Here is a 21,986-nt window from a genome sequence, read left to right as displayed (position 1 = left end):
TCGCACAATGGTTTCGCTTGATCTTTGCATAGTATCTGCCCGCCGCCCCGAACTGCTGGCTGTAACGCTGGACAGCTTTTCCCAGCGCGTCTTCTCTCGCCTGGTACCGGAACGCGTCTTTGTGAATCTGGACCCTATCTTTGGCTCGGAGGAAGACCACGCGGCCGTGCTTTCCATTGTCCGCAAGCGGTTCCCGGAAGCGACCATTTTCGAGCCGGAAACCCCAGGATTCGGCGCGGCGGTAAAACGGCTGTGGCTGGCGACAAAGGCCGATTATGTATTCCACCTCGAAGATGACTGGGTTGCGCTCCGGACTCTCGACGACGAGATCTTTCTACCTTTCAATGATGCTCGCGTGCAGCAAACCTCCTTTCATACGGCAGACCAAAACTGGGACATCAAGCAGAGAGGGCACATTCATCATAGAAGAATTTATTTCAAGCCATTCGGAATAAAACTTCCACTTTATCGTACCCTCCCGAAATTTACGACATCGCCATCCATACTGCGGGGAGACTTCGCTCGATCCGCTGCAGCGCTCATGATTCCGGAACATGACCCGGAGAAACAGTTTTATTCCTCCGTCAACATGGACTTGGAGAGAATGGCCCACCCATTTCGCAACTACATATTCTCGCCCGAGGGAATCCCGGTCATAAAGGACATCGGCAGAGAATGGCGGGAAGCCCAGGGTATCCGGAAGGTAGTCACCAACGGCACCTCGGTTTGGAGTTCCGAGGGGAATGGGCCGTCCGCCGGGAACAACGCCTGATCGCTACTGAATTCGCGCGGCTATCATCGCGGCGGTGACCTGGATCAAACTCTCGTCGTCCAGATCGAGGCGACTCTCCGCCGCAACGGACATGGACACTTGAATTACCGGCCGGCTGTCGCCAGCGGCGCAATCGCGCATATGACGGTCTACGCCATCGGCGACGATTTCTCACCATCCCTGCACGGCGCGCCATTTCTCTTCTAGCCAGCCGAGGCCAACCTTGCAGTCGTGGCTGCAGCAAATCCGTTGTTTCAATTTGTAACTTCTGTATCTATCTTGCCGCCCGTTTGAGGGTGTCCGCCTTGCCGCGGGCAGGCAGAACGGGTGGGGCGATCTTGACGAGTTCGAGCTGGAAATATCGGGAAGACATTGACGGTCTTCGCGCGCTTGCCGTCGCCATCGTCATTCTGTTTCACTTTGAATTCAGCTGGGTTCCCGGCGGCTTTGTTGGTGTCGACGTGTTTTTCGTCATCTCCGGCTTTCTCATCACCTCGCTGATCGCCCGCCAGATCGCCGAGGGCTGCTTCAGCCTGATCGACTTCTACGAACGCCGCTTCCGCCGCATCTACCCCAACCTGTTGATCGTGCTGGCTACAACGACGGCTCTTGGCATCATCACCATGGTGCCGCTGACTTATGGCCCCTTCGGCCGCAGTCTCGTGTGGGCAGCCCTATCGGGTTCCAACTTCGCCTTCATCGGCGGTAACGGCTATTTCGATCCAGACAACCTCACCAAGCCGTTGCTGCACACTTGGTCGCTCGGCGTCGAGGAGCAGTTCTACCTCGTCTTCCCCTGGCTGCTGATCTTCGCCACCAAACGCGACTATAGCGCCAAATGGCTAATCGGCGGCTTTGTCGCCCTGTCACTCGCCCTCAGCATCGGCGCAGCGATGCTCAACTGGGCGCCCTCCTACTTTCTGCTGCCGACCCGCTTCTGGGAACTGGGCACCGGCGCGCTGATCGCCATCCTGCAGTCGGGCGATCGCCTGCCGTCAACCCAACGCTCGGTTCTCGGCATCGCCGGCCTGCTGGCCATCGCCTGGGCGGCGCTGCGCCTGTCAGAATTCGATCCCTTCCCCGGCTATGTCGCGCTGGCGCCGACCCTTGGCGCGGCGGCGATCATCTGGGCCAACGGCGGTATCGTCGGCAAGCTGTTGTCGCTCCGCCCCTTCGTCTGGATCGGCCGTTTGTCCTTTGCCCTCTATCTCTGGCACTGGCCGCTGATCTCCATTGCTGCCGGCATCGGCCTGCCGCCGACCGACACCGCCACCCGCGTCGTCATCACCGCCGTGATGTCCGTCCTCTCGGTCGTCGGCTACTTCCTCTGGGAACAACCGATCCGTCAGAAGCGGCTACTTGGCCAGCGCAAACCGTTCTTCGCAGCGCTCGCCCTGTTCACGCTGGCTCTTGTCGGCGCAGGCATTCTCATCTTCGAAACACGAGGCCTGCCACAAAGATTGCCGGCGGACCTCATCGCCATGGATGAAGCCGTAAAGAGGGATTCCTATCTAATCTCACAGAGATGCCCTGAAATGGGAATGGAATCCTCATGCCCACTTGGGGATGAAACATCAGACAAGATCTCTTTCGTTATTATTGGAGACTCGCACTCTCACGCGATTGCGGCCGAAATCGGAGACATTGCCAAAGCTTACCATTTGCGCGGCCTCTATCTTGGGAGAGGGGGATGTCCTCCGCTAGCCAATATTACTCGAGACCCAGACTCTCCGTGTCCACTGCGGTACGAGTCTGCTTTACGAAAAATACAAGAGAATAACCCTAAGCTGGTAATATCAATACTACAGTGGGCCTCTCTTGTAGGAGGGCCAGACGGTGAATACAAGACGCTACTATTTGATCACAATAAAGAAGTAAGCGACGCAGAAAGAATACCCGTAATTAAATCAGCCCTCGAGAAGACAATTGAAGATATTGGAGACAGGCAGATTGTCACTTCGATAACAATTCCGGAATATAGTGGAAAAGCTCCGGTTATTTGGAAAGCTTGGTCTGAACGATTTGGGCTACCAAGTTCGTTAGTCGAGCTAACCTACGATCAGTTCATAAGCCAGCAGCGTTATGTCTTAGAGATCCTCAATGAGGCATCCGCTAAGCATAAAAATTTTAAATCGGTAAATCCAGGGAGAATACTCTGCCCAGAAGGAGCATGCATAAGAATAAAAGGAAGCACATTATTGTACCAAAACAATACGCACCTTTCGCATTCGGGAGCCTTGCTTGTCGCGCCTTTGTTTGAACCTTATTTGGCTGCACTTACGTTAATAGATAAGAATCCGTGAACATCACAATCAATAACCGGATTATTCAAGATCAAAGCTCTTCATCCAGGTGCAGGTACGGAAAAGCTCGTCTGAGCGTTCCCAGAAAATGCGGCACAATCCGCCGCACGACGATCTTCGCCAACTGCGACGATCTGCACCTAAGCCCTGCAGCGCGCCACGTCTCTTCTCGCCAGCCGGCGTCAAATCCCCGCAGATGCGTACTGTGGGAATTCCGCGGTTTCAATTTTTGAACTGCGTATCCAAGGTGCCGCCCGTTTGAAGGGTGCTCGCCTAGCCACGGGCCGGTAGGGCGGATGGGCTGATCTTGGCAAGTTCCAACTGGAAGTATACGGAAGGCATTGATGGTCTTGGCGCGCTTGCCGTCGCCATCGAACCACCGATAAGATGTCCGAGGGCCGTTCAAACAAACCAGACCAGCTCAATTTTCGTAAGGCGAAGTTCCTTGATCGCCTTGGTTCCGGCAAGCCCCGCCATTGCCACTAAAAAGTCGGGCTCAGCTAGGCACCTCTTTGTAATCGCAATCTAAATAGAGCAGGTGCGCCATGCTGTTCAAATTTAAGAATCCGAAATACAAATCCACAATCCCCCCTCAAAGCTTGCTGCAGAACATCAAAGAAAACGGCTCGTTTGATAAATCAATAACGTTAGTCACTTTTGGTGGTGGACTAAAAAAATATAGAAACGCGGCACGTTCCCTTGCCAACGACGCCTGTAAATGTGGCTTCTTCAAAGAAGTACTTCTATATAGCGATCTTCTATACCCTCCAAAATACCTCCACAAAAATGTCATAAACAGAATTCCAAACTGGTCCAATGAAGATTTTGAGTTCATTAGAAACAACAAGCCCGGATTCGGATTTTGGCTATGGAAGCCAATTATTATAAATTCTGTTTTGACTTCAATGAGGGAGGGTGATTTTGCCGTTTATTTGGATGGCGGCTGCGAAATATCGCCACTTGGTATTGAGCGTCTCCATCAATACATTGACATATGCAACGAGAGTGGCGGACTTTTCTTCCAATTGGAGCACAGCGAAGAGCGGTTTACGAAGAACGAATTATTCGAATATTTAAAAACACCAAAAGAACAGAGAATATCCCCACAAATTCAAGCAACCATTTTTGTAATTAAAAACTGCCAGGAAACTCGGGCCCTGGCAGAAAAATGGCTCGCGCTTTCGCGTCTGGATTCAATGCGACTTTTAACGAACGAAAGATCATCGCTCAAACAAAGCCATCAGTTCATCGACCACAGACACGATCAGTCAATTCTCTCACTAACCGTAAAGCAATCGAATTTTTCTGTAATTCCAGCAGAAGATAACTTTGATTCAAGACTTTACGACATCATAAATTCATGGATTTTTCTAATTCCATTCCACTCACGGCGTGCCAAAAAATTTAGAAAAACATTCATAATGGCAAAACTTTCTACGGAAAAACAATGCAAAGCCAGCCTTTTAGGCTCATGGCCCTTCCGTTTACAGTTTGCCTTTCAATCGATAATTCGACGCAAGCTAAATTTTGGAGGAATTCTGGCGGGGCGAGAATATCAGACCGAAGCTCCCAAACGGGAAGTGAAACAAAGCCGAGCTGACGTACAGTGACCGTAAGTGACAATTGGCGGAACCGGTATGAAAGCGCTGCATTTTCGCCCGCCGCTCTCGCAAGAGAAATGTCTCAAACAGAATAGCAAGCAGAGTCGCTTCGCCCCCGCAGCCGCCATTCGCTTCCCCTCGAAGATTGAACACACGTTCTATAGGAACCGGCCGAGCAACGAAAAACTATGTCCAACATCGTCGTAAAAAGCGGCACAGCCCGAAACCCGGCGATCCTCGCTATCAGCGACAATCTCCCATCGCTTTTGCACGGCGCGCCATTTTTCACCGGCTTTCGGCGCAACGCGTTGCATCTTGTCACGGCAGCGGGCCGGCAGTGCCGGCAGGGTCACGCCGGCATTCTGGCGGCCGATCTCAGTTGACGCTTCCGTGAGGCGCTGATCGAGAGTGCCGCAGCCATTCAAGATCGCCGTCAGTGACGCGGCAACCATCATCGCCGGTATCAGCGGCCACGGCCGCCTCATATTGCTTCCACGCATCGTCCGCTTCCCTGTTTGCCGCCTCGGCACGCACTCGATCGCTCGCGGCGGCCGCTTCCGCCACTTTGAACTGACGGCGCATTTCCTCGATCTGTCCTTGCAACGCCAGCTTCTCGGACGCCGTGACGAACCCCTCGCGCGCCGCCGAGGCGACGGCCGGGTCATGCACCAGCCAGACATAGAGGCTCATCAGCGCGGCCGTCAGCAGAGTGCCGGCCACGACGCCGGCAATGGCGGCGGCCGTCGTCCCGATCTTGTCGAGCAAGCCGAACATCACAGCACCCCCGAGGCGCAGAGTTCGCCTTCGCCGATGCGCGTTGCGTCGCCCATACCGCGCCGCCGGGCGAGGCCGACCACCATGCGCCCACCGGCCCGGTTGAAGGCCGTGGCGGCGACACAGCTTTCCTGCCAATGCCCCGCCCGGCCGAGCCGGGCCGCTGTCGAGTCGCAGGCGGCGTTGGCGCCGATGTTCCAGGCGAGCGAGTTCATCATCGCCCGCCAGCTCACCGGCGCGGCATTCCAGTTGGGAATGCAGGCCACGAGCTTGGCGCGATAAACGTTGGTCAGCTTAGCCGAAAGGCGCCGGTCGCAGCCGACGGGTGTTTCCGTCATGCCGGGTTTCACATTCGTCGTATCGCCGTCGCAAATGGTCCAGACCGGCGGCTGGGCGATGCTGTCGAGATAGGCGCTGAGCGACCGGCCTTCCCAGGGCTTGACCAGCACCTCGACGGCCAGCGCCACGTCGTCAGGCACCGGCACGGCACCGGGCATCAGCGCCACCGTGCCGCCGGCACCGGCCGCGACAACGACAGCGGCGATCGCCGCGCGGGCGCGCCGGGTCGGCGAGAGCTTAATCGTCGCCATCGTGCAAGGCCTCCTGAAGGATGTAGCGGGCAATGAAGGCGGCAAACACCACGCCGAAGACAACGAACGGGAAGACCGCGGGGGCGATCAGCTCTGTGCCGGAGAGATAGGGCAGCACCGCCTCGGCGGCGGTGAGCAAGCCGCTAGCGATCAGGATGTGGGAGGTCCAGGAATGTCTCAGCACGCGGCGGGCGTTGGGGATGAGCCTCGGTCGCTTCATGGCGCAAACTCCAGCGAGAATGGCTGGAGACTAGACGGGGATGGTTTCCGCCGTTGCGCTCAGCCGATCCTGAGCCAGTGGCGCACCAGCACCGACGCCTGATCGGAAAACCAGGTCAGGGCCGCGCCGACGCTGACACCACCGAGGGCGAGGAAGCCAACGATGGTGAGGCCGGTCTTCTTCATGTCCTGCCAGTCATCAACGGCCGGCAGGACGGTTTCCGCCTGTGTTTGAGCGAGAGTCTCGACCAGCTGCCGGCTGAGCGCCAGTTCGGTCTTCACGTCGGCCAATCCCTGTGCCTGTTCATCGAGCCGGCGATGCACGGCCGCGCGGTTGTCGCGGGCGGCCGTCTTCTCGTCGGCGAAATCGCGCAGCAAGTGCTCAACGCTGGCGCCGAGCTCGCCGAGCTTGACGAGGATCTCTCCGGTGGGATCGGTATCGCGAAACAACGGCTTGGTCATGCCCTCAACCTTGTGGGGCCGGCCAGCCGGCGGCGATGTCGATGGCATCGAGTGCGGCAGCGTTTTCGGCGGCAAGCGCCGCGTCCTTCAGGTCGCGCCGGTGCTGCACGATAGCGGCATAATAGTCGCCGACCGAGGCAGCCAGGGCAAGACCGTCGGCCGGCGTGGCCAGCGGGATGCGAAGGTTCTCGATGGTGATCCAGCCGCGCGCATAGCTGTCGGGCCAAGACACAGCGCCGGAAGCAGCGGCGGTGGCGGTCGCCGCCATAGCCGTGAGATCAGCTCGACTGCCGTCATCGAGGGCAATGTGAAGACCGGAGGGTAACGACGCGCCGGCGGAAAATAGAATATTAGCAAATGCGGTTATGCTGGCGAGCTTGGCCTTGCGGAGATCTTCAAATGAAGACGCCGGTTCGGCAGGGGCGGACCAACTCACGCCATCGAATATCCACCCGATCTGAACATCGGCAGGACCGTCAACCACGTTAAACTCAGCGAGTTTCGCATCATCCTCCAGCATGACTGTGTTAACCACCACGCCGGCTTCAACGACATAAGCTTGCTTCATGATCAGAACTCCAGCAAGAGAAGGCATCCTGGCGTGCCCGCACCGCCAGTACCCGAGCCACCGAGGCCCGCTGCTGCGCCGCCACCAGCGCCGTAACCGCACCCAGGGATGCCGTTTTTGGATATGGAGCCATTCCAGTTACTAACTCTAGCGCCTCCGCCGCCGGCACCGAGGCCAAAAGGCCCATTGCCGCCGTTCGGGCCGGTGGAAAGCACTACCGGATTGCCGCCAGTAACCGTCCCGTCCCCACAGGGGGCACCCGACAAATTGATAAGGCCATTGGTTGCCACCCCACCATTACCCTGGGCGCTGTACGTGGTGGCTCCGACTGCAAAGCTGGAATTACCCCCGACACCGCCGATTATCGCCGTATACTGTGTGCCGTCAGAGACCGTAGCAAAGAACATGCACCCAGCCCCACCGGGAGCCCCGGCACCATAGGAAGCTCCGCTGCTGTTACCACCGGAGTTTGCTCCACCAACTAAAAAGCCGAGCCACTTAGTGCAGCCTGGGGCCGGCTGGACATTACCTGAGGCCGTAATGAAGCGAACGTTCTTCAAGCGACCAAGTACTGCCGTCAGGTCGAGCGCGAGCAGCCGATCGGCCGAGAGATCACCCTCAGCCGGCGTGGCGTCGCTGCCTGCTACGCCATTGAGCGACAAGCCTGCACCAACCTTCAACCTGCGCCCTGTCGGCACATACCCCCCGAGCATGGTGGTGATCTGCGCGGTGGTCGAATAGGAGGCCGGGTTCCAGATCTTGGCCGCTTCAGCACTTGCCGCCGCTTCGGCAGCCTTGCTGGTGGCCACTCCGGCCGCCGCCGTTGCGGTGCTGGCATTGCCCTCCGCCGCCACCACGGAGCCAGAGATGCCAGCCACCGTCTTGATGTCCTGGGCGATCGGTACCAGAGCCTGCATCTGCGGCTGGATGTCCGACAGCGAAAGCACCGAACTGGTGAGTTGATCCACCGACACCGACGACGTCACCGGCAGTACCACGGCGCGCGCCACCTGCTCTTTGAGCTGCAGCGACATCTGCGTCTGCAGATCGATCGCCCGCTCGATGGTCTCGGCGAAATAGGCACCCTGGTTTTCGAGGTCAATGTTCTGGGTGAACGGCACGTTGAGGATCAGCGTCACCCGATAGCCCGAGGCATAGGCGACGGCCATGTCGACGGCCCCGCCGCCGCTCTGGCCGACGCCGGCCACAGTGTAGTCGGTTCCGAGTGACAGCGTCGTCTCGGTGCCCTGGGGATCAGTCAGGATGACGCGGATGTGTGCCGCATCGTAGATCCGGAAGCCAAAGGGAAAATGTGTCGTCGCCCCGTTGCAGGCATAGGGGCCGGAGCGGTTCGCTTCGCTAGCAATAGTCATCGGCGGGCCTCGCTGTTTTGCAAGACCGTAAGGGCAGAAGGATTATTTCGTGACGCGACGGCCCCCGCCAGCGCCACACTCCCCTTCGCCAAAGCCCCGCGTTGGCAGAGCCGCTCAGGATGGTACTATTTAACGGCAGCCCTGGGCGCTTTTTTTACACCTGAGAGAACGTTTAGGGTCACCGCTGCCTTGGCACCGCCGGCGTCAGCCCGGCCAGCCGGCCGCAATGTCGATCGCTTCGAACGCTGCGGCATCCTCGGCTGCGAGAGTCGCGTCCTTCAGGTCGCACCGGAGCGGACGATGGCGTCTGCCATGACATCAATTCGATGCGCGTAGCCCGTCACTCCCACAGAACAGTTGCGGTGCCCGAATCGAACGTGTCCGTGCCGTTTGCCGGGGTAAGGCGTAAACGATCAAGTACACCCCCGAGTGTCTTGTCTCCGCCCGCCACGAACCCGTAGTAAATGCCCGCACTGTTGTCGAGACCACCAGCCAGGCTGGCGACCCAACGATTGCCGCCGACGTTGATCAAGGTAATGACCGAAGATGAGACGACGGCTGCCCCGCCCGTCCAGCCAGCGAAAAAACCAGCCGTGCTGCTCATGGACGAACCACCGGACCCAGTGGTCGAAATAGAAGTGTACGCGGCATATCCGGTGTTCTCAATGCCGGCAGATTTACCCAGTTGCAACAGCACATGGGAAGCGCCAGTCGTGCTGAGACTGGCCAAAGCTATAGTAATGCGCTTCGCAACTGACGGGATGCCCGTAAAATCTACAACGGTTCCGCTCAGTGCGACCGCAGTCTGCCCCTTGATCAGGCCAGTAAGCTGGCTTCCATCAACTGCTGGCAACTTCGCGTTGCCATCTAGGGCAACAAGATTGTTCGCAAGTACGCCAACGACACGACGACCAAGAGTGACCAGGTTTGTAGCGAAAGTCATCCGGTATCACTCCCAGAATAGATTGGCGGTGCCGCCAGTGAATGTATCGCCTGTGTCTGTCTTTATCCGAATCCGATCGAGAACGCCCGGAAGGGTGATGACGGCCGTCACCCAACCAATACGGGTTCCATCGGAACACTGGCCCACAACCTTCCATGTATCGCTCGTAATGTTTACGAACGTCAGCAGAGAATTAGATTGATTTACATTCCCACCGCCGCCCACAGGCAGAATGATGCCGCTACTAAGTGCAACTGTCCCGTAGGCGGTTGACAGCATAGCACCCTGAGCGCCGACATAGCCGGTGGTGACTATTCCTGAATTGGCGCCGACCTGAATCAGCAAACTTGCTGAGGAGGAACTTCTTGATACATTTGTCAAATCCAGCGTTATACGTTTCGCCGCTGACGGAACCGCAAGGAAATCTTTTATCGCCACTCCAGAAAGCGCCGAGCTTCCAAGCGGGCGAAATAATCCAGTAAGCTGCGAACCGTCGAGCGGAGGGATTTTCCCCGCCGCATCGAGCTTGAGAAGCTGATTGGCTCCAGCACCGGCGTCCTCCACAGCCGCGCTGCCGAGCCCGAGGTTAGCCCTTGCCGCCGTCTTGTTCGGCAGATCGGAAAGGTTGTTCGACAGCGCCACAGAGTTGGAGACTGCGAAGGCGGTAAAAACGTGAACCTCGACGACATCGCCGGCACTCGCCGCGTTCGCCAGCGTTAACGTCGTGGCTGTCAGCGCGTAGTCGGCGCCACCGAGGGGGTATTTCGCCCCGTTGTGGTAGACGTTCGCCAGGGCCGGAACGATCGTCTGACCTAGTGAAAACACCGTCTGCCCAGCCGTCGCGGTGAACAGGATAGGGATATAGGCTTGCCCGCCGAAAAGCGCGGCTTGCTCGGCTGATGCCGCCGCCGCATTGGCGCTGGTCGTCGCCGCCGCCGCCTGCGCAGCGGCAAGCGCCACCTTGTTGGCCGCGTCCAGAGCGGCAGCCTTGGCCTCGTCCCGATATCCCTTGACGGCCGATGCGTTACCGGCAACGTCGTTAAGGGTGATGGGATCGATGGTCGCCCCCTCGCTGTAATTGGCGGGCGCGAGGTATGCCCGCTTGACCATCTCCAAAAGCTGGAGCGTCCGTTGTGTGACAAGGTCGAGGCCGCGCTCGATGACTTCCGCGAAAAATGCGCCCTGGTTTTCGAGGTCGATGTCCTGAACGAAAGGCACATTCAGAAGCACGGTGATCGATGCACCGGCGGAGTACGCGGCCGTCGTCACCACCGAACCGCCGGCGTCCCCGCCAACCCCAGCCACCGTATAGTCGGTCCCGAGCGACAACGTTCTGTCGACGCCTAACGCATCGGTCAGGATCACCCTGACATGCCGCGGATCATAGACCTTGAAGCCGAACGAGAAGCTTGTCGTCGCCCCGTTGCAGGCATAGGGGCCGGAGCGGTTCACTTCGCTCGCAATGGTCATCGGCGGACCTCACAAAAGCATCGTACGGAAAGGAAGCCGGTTTCCGCAGACTCGATGCGGCAACAGGAAAGTCGAATCTCGCCAGACCCTAACCCGCCGAGGTTTGTTTCATCCCGCCCCGAACACATGATCAATCGCCGTGGACGGCGGCGCGTCGATCAGGAGCGCGGCGGCCATCATGGCCGAGCGCACGACCTTGGCGTCGCCGGCGCCCTTTGCCGGTTCGGCCAGTGGGGCCCACATGGCTGCCCTGGCCGCGCCATCGCCCAACACCGGCGTGGCGTCGCGGATTTCCGGTGCCGAGTCGATCAGGCTGAGGCCGCCGTCACCACCCTGCCCCTCGCCCCGCGCCGCCGCTTGCACCACCTTTGCACGGGCGAACAGCAGAGCGGCGCCGAGGGCGCGCGTCAGATCGCCGGCCGCCCCCGCCGCGTCGGGATGGGCGTGGAAGAAGGCTGCGACCATCGTCTTCACCGCCTCGGCCTTGCCGTTCGGCGCTGCGCCCGCCCGCCGCAACCAGCCGTCGCCCTCGGCCACCGCCTTGGCCTCGTTGCCGAACCGGGCGAGCCCCTCGCCGTAGCCGGCGAGCCACACGGGCATGTCGACGAAATGCCAGCGGATGCGCCGGATCAGCCAGGCCGCGAGATCTTCCTTCCCCGCCTCGCCCCGTTTGGCCGCCGCCGCCCGCCGCCCGGCCATCAAGGCGGAACGCTCGACGATCCGGTCATCGACACCGGGGCAGAACGTACCGCTGACGCCGGCCGCAAACCCAGCCTTGCCCACCGCTTTCATCGCCTCGGGCAATCCCGCCGCCTCGATCAGCGCCACCGCCATATCCTGCGCCAGCTGCCGGGCCGCCGGTTCGCCCCCTTTGGCCGATGCCATGCGCATCAGAAATTCCGCCGGCCCGAGATCGCCGGCCGCCACGCCGTCGAGCCAGGCCGCCAGCGTTTCGAGATCGTCCTTCCGGCCGTTGACGGTGAAAGCGTCACCCAGCTCCAGCTCCCTCAACAGCCGCCCAGCATTGGTCACCGGCTCGGACAGCATGAGATCATGCAGCAGCCGATCGACGGTAGCATGCAGCAGCGTGAGATCGAGCCCGACGCTCCCCTCCGCCTCACCGCCCCTAGTCATCGCCTTGGCGAACCGGCCGGACCGCACGTCGCCGGCAAGGTCGCCCTGGACGACCAGCGGATAGAAGCCGCCCTTCAGCGCCACGCCGCCCACGCTCACCGGCCGCGCCGCGGCCCACTTGGGTGTTCCACCGGTCGCCCGCCGCTCGCGCGCGACGATCTCGTCCCGGAAGCTCTCGAGAAAATCCCACACCGCCTGAATGAACCGCGTATCCCGCCCATCGAGCGCCGCGAGGATCTGTGCCACCATCTCCGGAGCAAGGCCCGCCTGCCCGGTCAGCCCGGCATAACCGGCCTCGTTGCCGGCATTGAGCGCGATGGCGATCATCTCCCAGCGCGACAGCGACCGCCCCAGCACCGGCAGGAACCGGCGCACCGCCATCGCCCGCCGCTCGCGCGCGTCATAGGGCGCATAGAGCGCCGCGATTTCCTGCGCCGCCCGCTGTCGACGCGCCTTCAGCGCCGCGACGGCGGCATCGATGGGCGCCTTCAGGGCCATGAAAGCCGCCCCCTCGGCGCGGCCATCGATCTCCCGCAACACCTCGCCGGCGGCACGACCGAGATCGACCGAACGCTTCCCCACCCCGCCCTTCGCTCGCGCCAAAGCGGCGGCGATGCCCTTGGCAGCGGCGCCGAGGCCCTGCCGGCCGCGCTCGTCCACCAGCGCATCGTTGCGGCCCATGGCGTGTTCGATATTCTCGAGGCTGGCCACCACCGCCTTCAGCGTGCCGATCGGCAGCTCGCGATAGGGCTTGCCCTGGCCATCGGCCAGCACGGCATCGGTGAGCGCCAGTTCGTTTTCGCGGCCGGCCGCCGTCATCGCCCTCACGAAGGTGGCCACCGCGTCGCGCGGCGCCAGCTCGCCGGGCCGGCGGAACTGGTAGCGGTCGAGAATGGCATCGATGGCCGGCCAGCCGTCAACGCCGGTCGTCACCTCCGGCCGCTCGGGATGGTCAAGCCGGCGCACCATCTCCTCCGCCGCCTGGAGATCGTCGGCAATCCGCCGCGCCTCGGCATAGAGCGCCACGTTGAGAAGCTGCCGCCGCCGGGCATCGTAGATCTTCTTGGCCCTCTCCTCGCCCTCGTGCGAAGCGGAGAGCCTTGCCACCTCCTCGCCGGCCCGCTGCTCGGCCACCAGGTGGTGGCGGGCATCGATGGCATCGCGCACCGGCGTGTCGACCAGCGCGTCGCGGGCAAATTCCGCCGCCCCCTCGGCGGTGACGGGCTGCGCCTCGCCGGCCGCGCCAGCCAGCGCCTTCAGCTCGGCGGCCAGCCATTCGGCCATGCGGCTCCCGTGAATGGCGGCCAGCGCCTTCTCCGGCAATGTGCCGTCAACCAGCGGATCGTCCCGCCGCTCCACCATCAGCCGCTTGGCCTCGGCTGCAATGGTCGCCTCGCGCTTCGGCACCAGGGCCATCGCCTGGATCATCTCGTCGCCGCTCGAAAAGCCGAACAGCCCGGCCGCCTCGTCTGGGTCGACGCCGCCCGTGGCGGCATAAACGGTGAACCGCCCACGCGGCAGCGCGGCCAGCACCGCCTCACCGTAGCGCTCGACCAGAATGGGCCGCGACAGCCTGAGCGTCGGCAGCGCTGGCGCTTCATCACCCAACCAACGGCGGTTGGTCAGCCACTCCGTCGCCCGATAGACCGGCAGCGCATTGATCCGCCCTTCCGCCTCGCGCGTCGCAGCCGCCAGTTCCTCGCGATAGCCTTTCTCCCGCGCCTCACGCACTGGCCGCATGATCTCCCGCGTCAGTCGTTCTTCGGCCTCAGCTTCCGCCGCCGTCCGCTTTTCGGGGAGCTCCGGCGACACCGGCCCGACATCGCCGGCCGCCTGGCGCGCCCCGGCCAACGCCAGTTCGCTGGCGAGCAGCCGATCGAACACGTCGCCCACCTCGGGGCTGACAGCCACCCCGAGCCGCCGCTCCGTAAGATAAAGCCCGATCAGCCAAGTCCGGAAATGGCGAAACGCCTCACGCGGTTCGGCCGGCAAAGCCGCGCCCCTCAGGAGATAGTCCTCGAAGGCGCGGGCGAACCGTTCCTCGCCATCACCGGCCTGGCCCAACCAGCGGGAAAGAGCTGCCTTGTCTTGAGAGGCGGGGGGTTCGCCCCGCCGCGCCATGGCGTCCAGTTGAGTGAGATAAGTGTGCGCGGCTTCCCGCAAGACGAGAGGAAGAGCAGCGGCCGAGAATAATTGTTTCGTAGCCTTATCGTCATCGGCGGCTGAGGGAGTACCCCTCGTTTCGCCAGCTTCCGCTGCGTGATCGTTCAAATCACTGGGGCGCGCTTGCATCACCTCTGACGCACCTTCACCATTCTCAGGGAGGCCTTTTCCCAGTTTTCCTGCGGGGAGAACAGCGTCTTGCCTAGCAACATTTGGGGAAACCATTCTTATTCTCCGACCAGGAAGTATTCCGAGAAATCGAGTCCAATCACTCGCCGGGCCTTGGGCTCGTTGACCCATGGCACGGGTTCGCCGCCCGCCGCGCAGGTTCCTTGGACCACGCCTAAGGCGCAGCGGAAGTGGTGGACCTATCTTCGGGAGAGTCAGCGCCTGTTCGCCCAGCTTGCTCTTTTCGAAGTCGATCGATCAAAGCTCTGCCTTCTGCAAACGACGTTTCCCCTGGCTTGAACGTCGCGTGCTGAAGCGCAACATCGCTCAGCTTCGTTCCCACAATATCCGCCATGAAGGTACCCAAGGTCGTCCTGACATAGCCCCCAGACTTAACGGCAGCCTCGAACTCATTCGTAGTTATTCTCAAGCTCTTGGCAAAATCTTCGGCACTAATGCCAGCCTTCCGAAGAGAATCCACAATTGTGTCGGCCTTGAAATAAACGTTCTCAACTTCGGTTCCGAACGCTGTTTTATCGACGACATAGCGTATCTTCTCAGTCTCCCGCAGTTGGGGCAATTTCGGCTCTACGATAGCCGCCAGATCCTCCAGTCTCTCTTTCAAACCGGTGGCTCGCTGAGCCGCAGCAATGGCGTTTTGGGGATCAAGAGGGGCATAATGCGGCTTGGAACCGACGGTGGCTTTTTCGAATAGCGATCCCCCGGTTATCTTCAGCCCTGAAAGCAGTGCGCTGGTGGCTGCTGCGACACCCACGTCGTCGAACAAGTCGCGGTTCTTGTCGTAGTTCCACTTCACGATAGCGTTTTGGCCGACCTGCTGCCCTACTTGCAGGGCGACATCGACGCTTGGCTGAATAACCAAGCGCTCGGTAATACCGCCTGCGAGCTTTCCAAGCCCCGGAATCTTCATTAGTAGATTGCCCAAAGGTGCGTTCGTAAGAGCAGCAACTACCAGCGTCTCACGCTTCACCTTTGCCAAGGTCTGCGGATCTAATTTAAGCTTCCGCCCCTGCTCATCGGCGGTCCCAACCGCATCCGCTGTTAAGAATGCCCATCCCGCTCCGTGTACGATCTGCTCAAGCCCCAACGCGACAATCAGAGGTCCGGCCATCTCACCAACCTTACGACCGAATATGTTCTCCCGTCCGGGTGCGGCCGGGAGAACCTTCTTGCCAAAATTGTCCACAGCCTCACCGTTGTCCGTCATGATTTTCCCGACGACCGAGGGGGAAATCATGGCTCGCACTTGCTCAGGGTCGGCACCTTCAAGCATCGCATTGAAGCCACCTATGAGGTAATTGTAGTTTTCGTCGTTCAGGACCCGTTGGTGGATAGCCTCTATCTCAGCTTGGCTCTTGCCTCTCATTCCGAGGATGTCATTGACGAGAGACTTGTGTTCTGGCGTCTCCGAATCCAGACCGATATGTCCCATTAGCTTAATGAACCTTCCACCGGCAGCTATCACACTGCCGGGAAGCGCTTTTGCCAATTCTATAAGGTTATCGGAAAGCCATTGCCTTTCTAAAGCTGTTCTAGCCCAGATTTCGTCTTTTTCACCGCTGAGAAATTGTTTCAACACATCATCAGCAAGTAGCGGGTCGATAGCGTTCTGTTCGTAGATCTTTCGACGAATGGCTTCAATTTCTTCCGGGCTTTTTCCCTTGGAGCTGACTATGCTGTCGGTGAGATCAGCAAGCTCCTTGTCGGTGGTTGCCATCAGTAAATTTTTGGCATCCTCCGGCCCATAGGTCGGGTTATCTCCACGGACCCATTCGAGCATCTGCAGGCCTAGCTCAGGAGGAAGATCCTGCTGAGCCTTGATCCGCTCTGCTAGGGCTTTTGCCTGCTCCTCTGTGAGGCTCGCAGCATTAGCAATCTCGTCTGAAAGAATTTCTCGCCCAGATGGTGGTATATAAGTCAGCTTCGCCAGTGCTTGACCTTCTGAAAGGCTGCCATTGGCCACGCCATCGATAACGCTGAGCGCTAGTTCTTGAGAGATGTATGGTTGCCGGACGATTAGGTCTTTGAATGCTTTCAAAAGCTGAGGGTCGGGGTTTTCTCCAATTTTAGCGATGCCAAGTGCAATTGAGGCGCGCGTCGACGGGGCCTCAGGCAGATCTATCTGCGTCTTAAATTCCGGCCCCAATGGCATTGCTGAGCTAAAAGGCAAGGTTTGACCAAAGGCCGGAGCATCTTCCGACCGCCCCCCAGTACCGACCGCTGATAGTTCGGCTGGGCCTTTTGGGGTGGGCTGCGCTGAGACGGCAACCGACGAGGGGGAGCTTGTCGTATTACCGTTTGGCAAACCGGCACCAGGCTCAGGCACAACCTCGACATTTATCAGCTTCTCGCCGGGCCGCAGCCCACTGCCGAGTTTTTCATCGTCGTCGCCTGCCTTTGAGGAAAGCGCCTGCCCAGAGCTCGCAGGGGAAGAAGCGGGTTGTGCCCCGCCAAACGCCGGACCAGCCACGGGATCGCCACGTGTCGATGATGCCGCATCACTCGGTTCAGACGCGACCCCGTCCAGCCAGATCACCTTCTCGCCGGGCCGAAGCCCATTGTTGTTGCTTTGGTCGCCAGATGGTGCCGAGTTGCCATTGCTTTGCTGGTCGGACTGCTGTCGGATGGCAGCCGCATCCGCCGTAAGATCCCCGCTCGGTCGCGCGTTAGTGCGAGGGACGGGGAGAGAATCGGCCCAGCCGCCGTTCAGCATCGTTCCGTCTTGGACCGCCTCAGGCATTTCGCTGGGTTTGTCCCATACAGAAGGGACAGTCTTTCGTTCGGGGCTATCTTGCGGACGGACGTCCGCGAACTCATCCGCAAGCTCCGGGTTCGGGATTGGAGGCGAGTTCAGCCATCCTCCCGCCCACGGCGTCCCGTCCGGAATAGTCTTGGAAGCCGCGACGAGATTGCCGGTGGCCTGCTCCACGGACGCCAGATGGTTGTACTGGTCCTTAGGGAGCGGGGTATCCTTGGGGTCGCTTGCGATCGCCAAGGTAATGGGCGAGCCGGCCCGAATCCCATCCGCCCAGGCATAGTCGGCGGCCTCGCGGAACAATTCGTGATTGGCCTTGACCATGTCCTCCGGCGCCGGCTTGCTCCCGGTCCGTTCGGCCGCAAGGTCGGAGAGCTGCGCATCGCTGGAGGACGAACCGGCGGCGTCTTTCACCCGGTTTGCGGCCTGGAATGTCTTGCGCTTTTCGTCTCGCTGCCGCTGCTCATCCTTGTAGGCAATGTAGTTGTCAGGGCTGTCGGGGCTGTTGTCAGGGGTGCGCAAAGGCCTATCTCCCGAAAAGGATCAGGCCTGACGCTAAGTCCTGAGGGTTTCCATGGTGATCGGTTGCGGCGGTCCATCCCCCCACAGCATCAGCTGAGCCACTGGAACTCCGACCGGTCACCTCCTCAGTATTCACCACGACTCTAGAAAAGATTGCGGCCGATTGCCGACTCGCGCCCAGGTGGGGCATATATAGGAACGTAAGAGGAACAGGATAAAGGATCCGCGCAAGGTCGAGCGGATTTGCCAGACCTTCAAGGCGCAGCGAAGGGCAGCAAAGGATTGAAGCAGAGTCATATGAACTGGCGACGCAGATTCATGACGCCTTTCGGCCGAAAAGCTCCGAACAAAAGGACAAACCGAAGTGAAAGACTATAGCCCCGCGCAGATAAAGACGGGTTTCAGAATAAGCCTCGCGCTCCTGTTTATCATTTCACTCGTCGGCAACCTCGTGATTAAGCTCCATAGAGGCGATCAGCTGGGCTACCTTCCAGGAGCCCATGGACGATGGGTCGGACAGCTTCTGGGTGAGGCGTTAGCCTCGTTCATAGCTGCGCTGATCTTCTTCGGCATCGTCAGGATGGTGCGGAAGACCAAGACACCCACAGCGGGGCTGGTAACGGGTATCGTCATCACTCTGATCTGGTGTGCAATGCTCTACCATGAGGCCAGCCTGGAACTGTCGGGCGCCCTGCCCTCCTAAACGAACTGCGACTGCCTGAACGCCGCATATTCCCGCGCCACCTCGCCATCCGTCGGCTTGCGGTCGAGCTCCATGGCGAGCTGCTGTGTAATACTCGTGCGCAGATCCGGTGAGATGTCGGAGAGCTTGACGTTCGGCTTGGGGCGCCTCGGCCCCAGTTGCGGCAGGTAATAGGGCATGACGAACCGGTCGACCGACTTGTAGATGTCGGATGGGGTCGGCCGGGCCTTGGGGTTGGCCGCCCTGAAGTCGGCGAGGCCGGTATAGACGGCGTTCTGCGCCTGGGCCAGCAACTGGCGCTGGTCGGCGGTTTCCTCGCCGCTGGGCGGCAGCGCACCGGCGTTTACCAGCCGCGTCCTCGCCATGTCGAAGGCATCTTTCAGCTCGGCGCCCTCATCGCGCGCCTTGCGGCTGTCCTGGCCGATGGTCGACTGGGTCTCGGCCAGCGCCTTGAGGTCGGATTTTCCCAGGCGGTCACGATAGTCGTTGAGATTCAGCCGCGAGAAATCCTCCGGCCGCACGGCGGCGAACAGGCGCATGTCGCGCAACAGCACATCGTCGCTGACGATGGGAGCGAACTGTGCCTTGCTGACATAGTTGCGCGCCACCGTCATGGAGCTGCTGCCGGCCGCCTGCCGGATGGTGTAGGGCAGCGCGTCGGGCACCGCACCGGCCTCCACCTGCCGCCAAAGCTCGGCCTTGGCCGCCTGTTGCTGCTGCTGCTCCTGCTGGCTTTGCTGGGCCAACGTGGTCATGATCGCCAGCCGGGCAATGTCCCGCCGGCTCGGATCGTCGATGGCTTTGAGGTGCTTGTCGATGGCTTCCGCCGACGGCCGCAGCGCCCGCGCCGCCACGCCGTCGGTGCTGGCCACCACCGAGCCGCCCGATCCCCCGCCGATCGGCAGGCTGAGGCCATAGGAACCGGCGTTGCGCCGCAGCCAGTCTTGCACGTCGGCCGGTGCCTGATCGATGCCGCCGCCATGGTAGGTGAGATCGACCGCCCGCCCCTCGCCATGCATGGTGTCGGCACCGTTGCGAAAGGCGATGCTGAGGCCATCGCGGACCTTGGTCGGCGCATCCTCGATCATGGCGGCGAGGTTGGTGGCAAAGGGATTGTCGAGGTTGAGCACCGCCGAAGCGTTGGTGCTGGCCGTGTGGTGGAGCAGGAAGCCTTTCTGCCGCGTCGGGCCCGCAGCCGGCGCTCCGTCCGATGTGCCAAGAGTCGGCGGCCTTTCGCTCGGCACCCGCGGTCCGGCCGCGAAAGCCATGGCGCTTTGAAGCGTCCTCTCATCGTCAGCTGCCTTGCCGACGGTGGCCTTCAACCTGTCCCGGGCCTCCGGAAGCAGAAAATCCCCGTTGGTCTCGATATCGGCCTCGGCTCCACTGGGATCGGTCTCGGCCTTCCTGCGGATTTTATCCTCATGAACGTCCGAAATCAGAGCCGCCGATTGGGCCGCCAAATCATCCTTGTTCCAATCCAGGAGGTTCCCTAAGTGCTGGTACTCCGTGAAAGCAGCGATCACGTCCAGCTTCTCGTCGTTGGGTGTGCCCCAGCTCGCCGCAGCATTTTCACGGAACGTATCGACGCGCGCTTTGCTGGTTTGGACGGTCCAGGTTTTGCGCTCCTGCATGGCGTGCTTGTAGGCTTCGTCCATCAGGCTGTTGATCGATACGTTGGTGGAGTCCCAGTATTTCCTTGCCGCCAGAGGCGACAGACCCTTGGCTCCATCCTGCGCCAACTGCAACAGGTTCTTTCTGTAGGCGTCCAGCCCCTCCACCGCCGCGCGGCCAGTGGTGTTCATATAGCCGTTCTTGCCATATGTGGCGTCGCGAAAGCCGCCCAGGGTGTTGTTGCTGCTGTCCTTTGCCGTGTTGGTGTCGTCCAGCTCCTTCACCTCGGCCACCGCCTTGCCCACGTCGACGAGGCCCTGCCCGGCCTTCCCCATCGCCTCGCCCACCTGCGAGCCGAACATCTCGCCGGTGGCGTGAATGTTGTCGCGGAAATTGAGGCCGGGATCGAGGTGAATGCCTCGGTCTTCATAGGTTGGCACAACGGGCATCTGGTCCTCGCATCGCTCGCGCGCCAGGACGCTTAACCGTCCGACGCTGTCGGCCCGACGCTAAGGATTTGGGGTTTCCGTGGTGGTGTGGAGAGAAGCGCCTGCCCAGGAGCCCGGGCATTTACCAAATTCTACCAAAGATTGCAGACCGAGAGAATTCGCCTATTGATAGCGAGCGGAATAGAACATATAAAGAACACGGCGGGGCGACCTTTGCAAGGCCATTTCAGCCGCAGACGCATTCCCGCCCTCACGATGGGACGATCATCATGACTTCAAAGACTTTTTCGCTCGCCGCGCTGGTCGTGCTCCTGGCGGGGCCGGCCCATGCCGATTGCGCGCTGATCACCAGCCCCTGCCGCACGGATTCCCACGGCAACACCTATGTGACCGAACAAAACCTCGGCTTCGGCTACACCACCTATCGCAACGGCGTGCCCTATTCCCAGACACACGAAAATATGTACGGCTCCACCACCGAATACACCTACGGCCACGGCTCAACGACCTACAATTACGATCCCTATGCCAGCGGCTTCAAAAGACGGTAACGGCAAGTAGGCCGGATCACGAGCCGAACGCCGGTTCGGCAGGTTCTGACTTGCGTAAGCCAGCGCCCGCCGAAACGACCGCTATTCCCGCGCCAGCTCGCCGGTGGCGCGGGTATTGTTGCGAAGGTTCAGGCTGGGATGGAGGCGGCTGTCAGGGCATTCATAGCCCGGTACAACGGGCATCTGGTCCTCGCATCGCTCGCGCGCCAAGACGCCCGAGCGGTCCGACGCCAAGGATTTGAGGGTTCCCTGGTGGTGTGGACGGCGTCCGCCCCCCTCAGTATTCACCGAGACTCTAGATCAGGTTGCAATCCGGTACCGACTCGCCCTGTGATCGGGCGGAGTTGGCAAACGCTGATCGAAACGAGGATGGAAAATGCAGAATAGTACGCAAGAGGCGGCTCAGCAGGCCGCAGCGTCAAAGGGTAGCGGCCTGGGCAAGTGCATCCTCATTCTGCTCGCCGTGTCTATCGCCCTAAGCGTGGTGCTAGCGATAGCAACCGGGCAACACATAGATCCGAGCGATCGCTTCGGAACAGCGCATTTCATCGGCGCCCAGTTGGCATATGTACTGCTGCCGTTCCTCATTTCGCTGCTCTTTTTCGCGATCATCCGGCTCAGCCGACCAGCGGGGGTGCCGACGGCTGGGCTCGGAACCGGCATCGTCGTCATGCTGATTTGGGACTATCTCGCTTATGTCGGGCACATGATGCACTAGTTCCTGTCAGAAACCCTATATCAACCGCTCGCTTTATCCTGCCTGAGGTCCTGATCTCCGCTAGGATGACAGCATGATGGCAGTGAAATCAGGGCGGCAACCGGAGCGGCGAGCTA

At 60.4% G+C, this 21,986-nt stretch carries 18 protein-coding genes; 7 read left to right on the top strand and 11 right to left on the bottom strand.

All coding sequences use genetic code 11. From position 1 onward, the window contains the following. The first annotated feature begins 7 nt into the window (after positions 1-7). The 4 genes from G522_RS28350 to G522_RS30170 all read left to right on the top strand — a co-directional run bounded on the left by G522_RS28350 (position 8) and on the right by G522_RS30170 (position 5,059). A complete protein-coding gene (locus G522_RS28350) occupies positions 8-772 on the top strand; it encodes a glycosyltransferase family 2 protein (RefSeq protein ID WP_245586722.1) in 765 nt (254 codons plus the stop codon). 338 nt (positions 773-1,110) lie between these two features. Next, positions 1,111-3,075, top strand: coding sequence for an acyltransferase family protein (locus tag G522_RS0122830; protein WP_169453589.1), 1,965 nt, complete (start codon positions 1,111-1,113; stop codon positions 3,073-3,075). A gap of 545 nt (positions 3,076-3,620) precedes the next feature. After that, positions 3,621-4,685, top strand: coding sequence for a hypothetical protein (locus tag G522_RS30175; RefSeq protein ID WP_156887029.1), 1,065 nt, complete (start codon positions 3,621-3,623; stop codon positions 4,683-4,685). 179 nt (positions 4,686-4,864) lie between these two features. After that, on the top strand, positions 4,865-5,059 hold the full coding sequence (locus G522_RS30170) for a hypothetical protein (protein WP_026793009.1): 195 nt from the start codon (positions 4,865-4,867) through the stop codon (positions 5,057-5,059). Here the strand turns inward: G522_RS30170 and G522_RS0122820 are convergent. The 10 genes from G522_RS0122820 to G522_RS0122770 all read right to left on the bottom strand — a co-directional run bounded on the left by G522_RS0122820 (position 5,052) and on the right by G522_RS0122770 (position 17,838). Further along, complete coding sequence (locus G522_RS0122820) at positions 5,052-5,450, bottom strand: hypothetical protein (protein ID WP_026793008.1); 399 nt, start codon at positions 5,448-5,450, stop codon at positions 5,052-5,054. The two genes, G522_RS30170 and G522_RS0122820, sit on opposite strands and share 8 nt — an antisense overlap. Beyond that, on the bottom strand, positions 5,450-6,040 hold the full coding sequence (locus G522_RS0122815) for a lysozyme (RefSeq protein ID WP_026793007.1): 591 nt from the start codon (positions 6,038-6,040) through the stop codon (positions 5,450-5,452). Before G522_RS0122815 ends, G522_RS0122820 begins: the two co-directional genes overlap by 1 nt. Beyond that, positions 6,027-6,260, bottom strand: a complete 234-nt coding sequence (locus tag G522_RS0122810) for a DUF7940 domain-containing protein (protein WP_026793006.1) — start codon at positions 6,258-6,260, stop codon at positions 6,027-6,029. The genes G522_RS0122815 and G522_RS0122810 overlap by 14 nt, the downstream gene beginning before the upstream one ends. A 59-nt stretch (positions 6,261-6,319) precedes the next feature. Then, positions 6,320-6,721 (bottom strand): hypothetical protein, encoded by a 402-nt coding sequence (locus G522_RS0122805; RefSeq protein ID WP_026793005.1) that lies wholly within the window; start codon positions 6,719-6,721, stop codon positions 6,320-6,322. Positions 6,722-6,725: 4 nt separating this feature from the next. Then, positions 6,726-7,289 carry a DUF4376 domain-containing protein gene (locus G522_RS0122800; RefSeq protein ID WP_026793004.1) on the bottom strand — a complete coding sequence of 188 codons (564 nt, stop codon included), beginning with the start codon at positions 7,287-7,289 and terminating at the stop codon, positions 6,726-6,728. A gap of 2 nt (positions 7,290-7,291) precedes the next feature. Further along, positions 7,292-8,662 (bottom strand): hypothetical protein, encoded by a 1,371-nt coding sequence (locus tag G522_RS29280; protein WP_026793003.1) that lies wholly within the window; start codon positions 8,660-8,662, stop codon positions 7,292-7,294. Positions 8,663-9,002: 340 nt separating this feature from the next. Further along, entirely contained in the window at positions 9,003-9,605 is a 603-nt protein-coding gene (locus tag G522_RS0122790) for a hypothetical protein (protein WP_026793002.1), read from the bottom strand. Between the two features lie 6 nt (positions 9,606-9,611). Further along, positions 9,612-11,075 (bottom strand): hypothetical protein, encoded by a 1,464-nt coding sequence (locus G522_RS29275; protein WP_026793001.1) that lies wholly within the window; start codon positions 11,073-11,075, stop codon positions 9,612-9,614. A 108-nt stretch (positions 11,076-11,183) separates the two neighbouring features. Further along, entirely contained in the window at positions 11,184-14,330 is a 3,147-nt protein-coding gene (locus tag G522_RS0122780) for a hypothetical protein (RefSeq protein WP_026793000.1), read from the bottom strand. A 385-nt stretch (positions 14,331-14,715) separates the two neighbouring features. Next, a complete protein-coding gene (locus G522_RS0122770) occupies positions 14,716-17,838 on the bottom strand; it encodes a hypothetical protein (protein WP_026792999.1) in 3,123 nt (1,040 codons plus the stop codon). A gap of 364 nt (positions 17,839-18,202) precedes the next feature. Here G522_RS0122770 and G522_RS0122765 point away from each other — a divergent pair, with 364 nt between their 5' ends. Continuing rightward, positions 18,203-18,541, top strand: coding sequence for a hypothetical protein (locus tag G522_RS0122765; RefSeq protein ID WP_026792998.1), 339 nt, complete (start codon positions 18,203-18,205; stop codon positions 18,539-18,541). Here the strand turns inward: G522_RS0122765 and G522_RS0122760 are convergent. Continuing rightward, entirely contained in the window at positions 18,538-20,601 is a 2,064-nt protein-coding gene (locus tag G522_RS0122760; protein ID WP_026792997.1) for a M15 family metallopeptidase domain-containing protein, read from the bottom strand. The two genes, G522_RS0122765 and G522_RS0122760, sit on opposite strands and share 4 nt — an antisense overlap. A 269-nt stretch (positions 20,602-20,870) precedes the next feature. On the opposite strand from G522_RS0122760, the gene G522_RS0122755 reads away from it, so the two are divergent. Further along, positions 20,871-21,152: a hypothetical protein gene (locus tag G522_RS0122755; protein WP_026792996.1), complete on the top strand. Its 282-nt coding sequence runs from the start codon at positions 20,871-20,873 to the stop codon at positions 21,150-21,152. Between the two features lie 376 nt (positions 21,153-21,528). Then, a complete protein-coding gene (locus G522_RS0122750) occupies positions 21,529-21,870 on the top strand; it encodes a hypothetical protein (protein WP_026792995.1) in 342 nt (113 codons plus the stop codon). Positions 21,871-21,986: the final 116 nt, after the last annotated feature.

This window comes from Pleomorphomonas oryzae DSM 16300 (assembly GCF_000422965.1).
In the GTDB taxonomy this organism is placed as follows: domain Bacteria; phylum Pseudomonadota; class Alphaproteobacteria; order Rhizobiales; family Pleomorphomonadaceae; genus Pleomorphomonas; species Pleomorphomonas oryzae.
Note: the sequence above shows the minus strand (reverse complement) of the source record. Positions and strands in the feature narration are given on the sequence as shown.

Excerpts from the sequence above, each read along its gene's own strand:
- G522_RS28350 (WP_245586722.1), top strand. The coding sequence starts at position 8 with ATGGTTTCGCTTGATCTTTGCATAGTATCTGCCCGCCGCCCCGAACTG.
- G522_RS30175 (WP_156887029.1), top strand. The coding sequence starts at position 3,621 with ATGCTGTTCAAATTTAAGAATCCGAAATACAAATCCACAATCCCCCCT.
- G522_RS30170 (WP_026793009.1), top strand. The coding sequence starts at position 4,865 with ATGTCCAACATCGTCGTAAAAAGCGGCACAGCCCGAAACCCGGCGATC.
- G522_RS0122820 (WP_026793008.1), bottom strand. The coding sequence starts at position 5,450 with ATGTTCGGCTTGCTCGACAAGATCGGGACGACGGCCGCCGCCATTGCC.
- G522_RS0122815 (WP_026793007.1), bottom strand. The coding sequence starts at position 6,040 with ATGGCGACGATTAAGCTCTCGCCGACCCGGCGCGCCCGCGCGGCGATC.
- G522_RS0122810 (WP_026793006.1), bottom strand. The coding sequence starts at position 6,260 with ATGAAGCGACCGAGGCTCATCCCCAACGCCCGCCGCGTGCTGAGACAT.
- G522_RS0122805 (WP_026793005.1), bottom strand. The coding sequence starts at position 6,721 with ATGACCAAGCCGTTGTTTCGCGATACCGATCCCACCGGAGAGATCCTC.
- G522_RS0122800 (WP_026793004.1), bottom strand. The coding sequence starts at position 7,289 with ATGAAGCAAGCTTATGTCGTTGAAGCCGGCGTGGTGGTTAACACAGTC.
- G522_RS29280 (WP_026793003.1), bottom strand. The coding sequence starts at position 8,662 with ATGACTATTGCTAGCGAAGCGAACCGCTCCGGCCCCTATGCCTGCAAC.
- G522_RS0122790 (WP_026793002.1), bottom strand. The coding sequence starts at position 9,605 with ATGACTTTCGCTACAAACCTGGTCACTCTTGGTCGTCGTGTCGTTGGC.
- G522_RS29275 (WP_026793001.1), bottom strand. The coding sequence starts at position 11,075 with ATGACCATTGCGAGCGAAGTGAACCGCTCCGGCCCCTATGCCTGCAAC.
- G522_RS0122780 (WP_026793000.1), bottom strand. The coding sequence starts at position 14,330 with ATGGCGCGGCGGGGCGAACCCCCCGCCTCTCAAGACAAGGCAGCTCTT.
- G522_RS0122760 (WP_026792997.1), bottom strand. The coding sequence starts at position 20,601 with ATGCCCGTTGTGCCAACCTATGAAGACCGAGGCATTCACCTCGATCCC.
- G522_RS0122755 (WP_026792996.1), top strand. The coding sequence starts at position 20,871 with ATGACTTCAAAGACTTTTTCGCTCGCCGCGCTGGTCGTGCTCCTGGCG.
- G522_RS0122750 (WP_026792995.1), top strand. The coding sequence starts at position 21,529 with ATGCAGAATAGTACGCAAGAGGCGGCTCAGCAGGCCGCAGCGTCAAAG.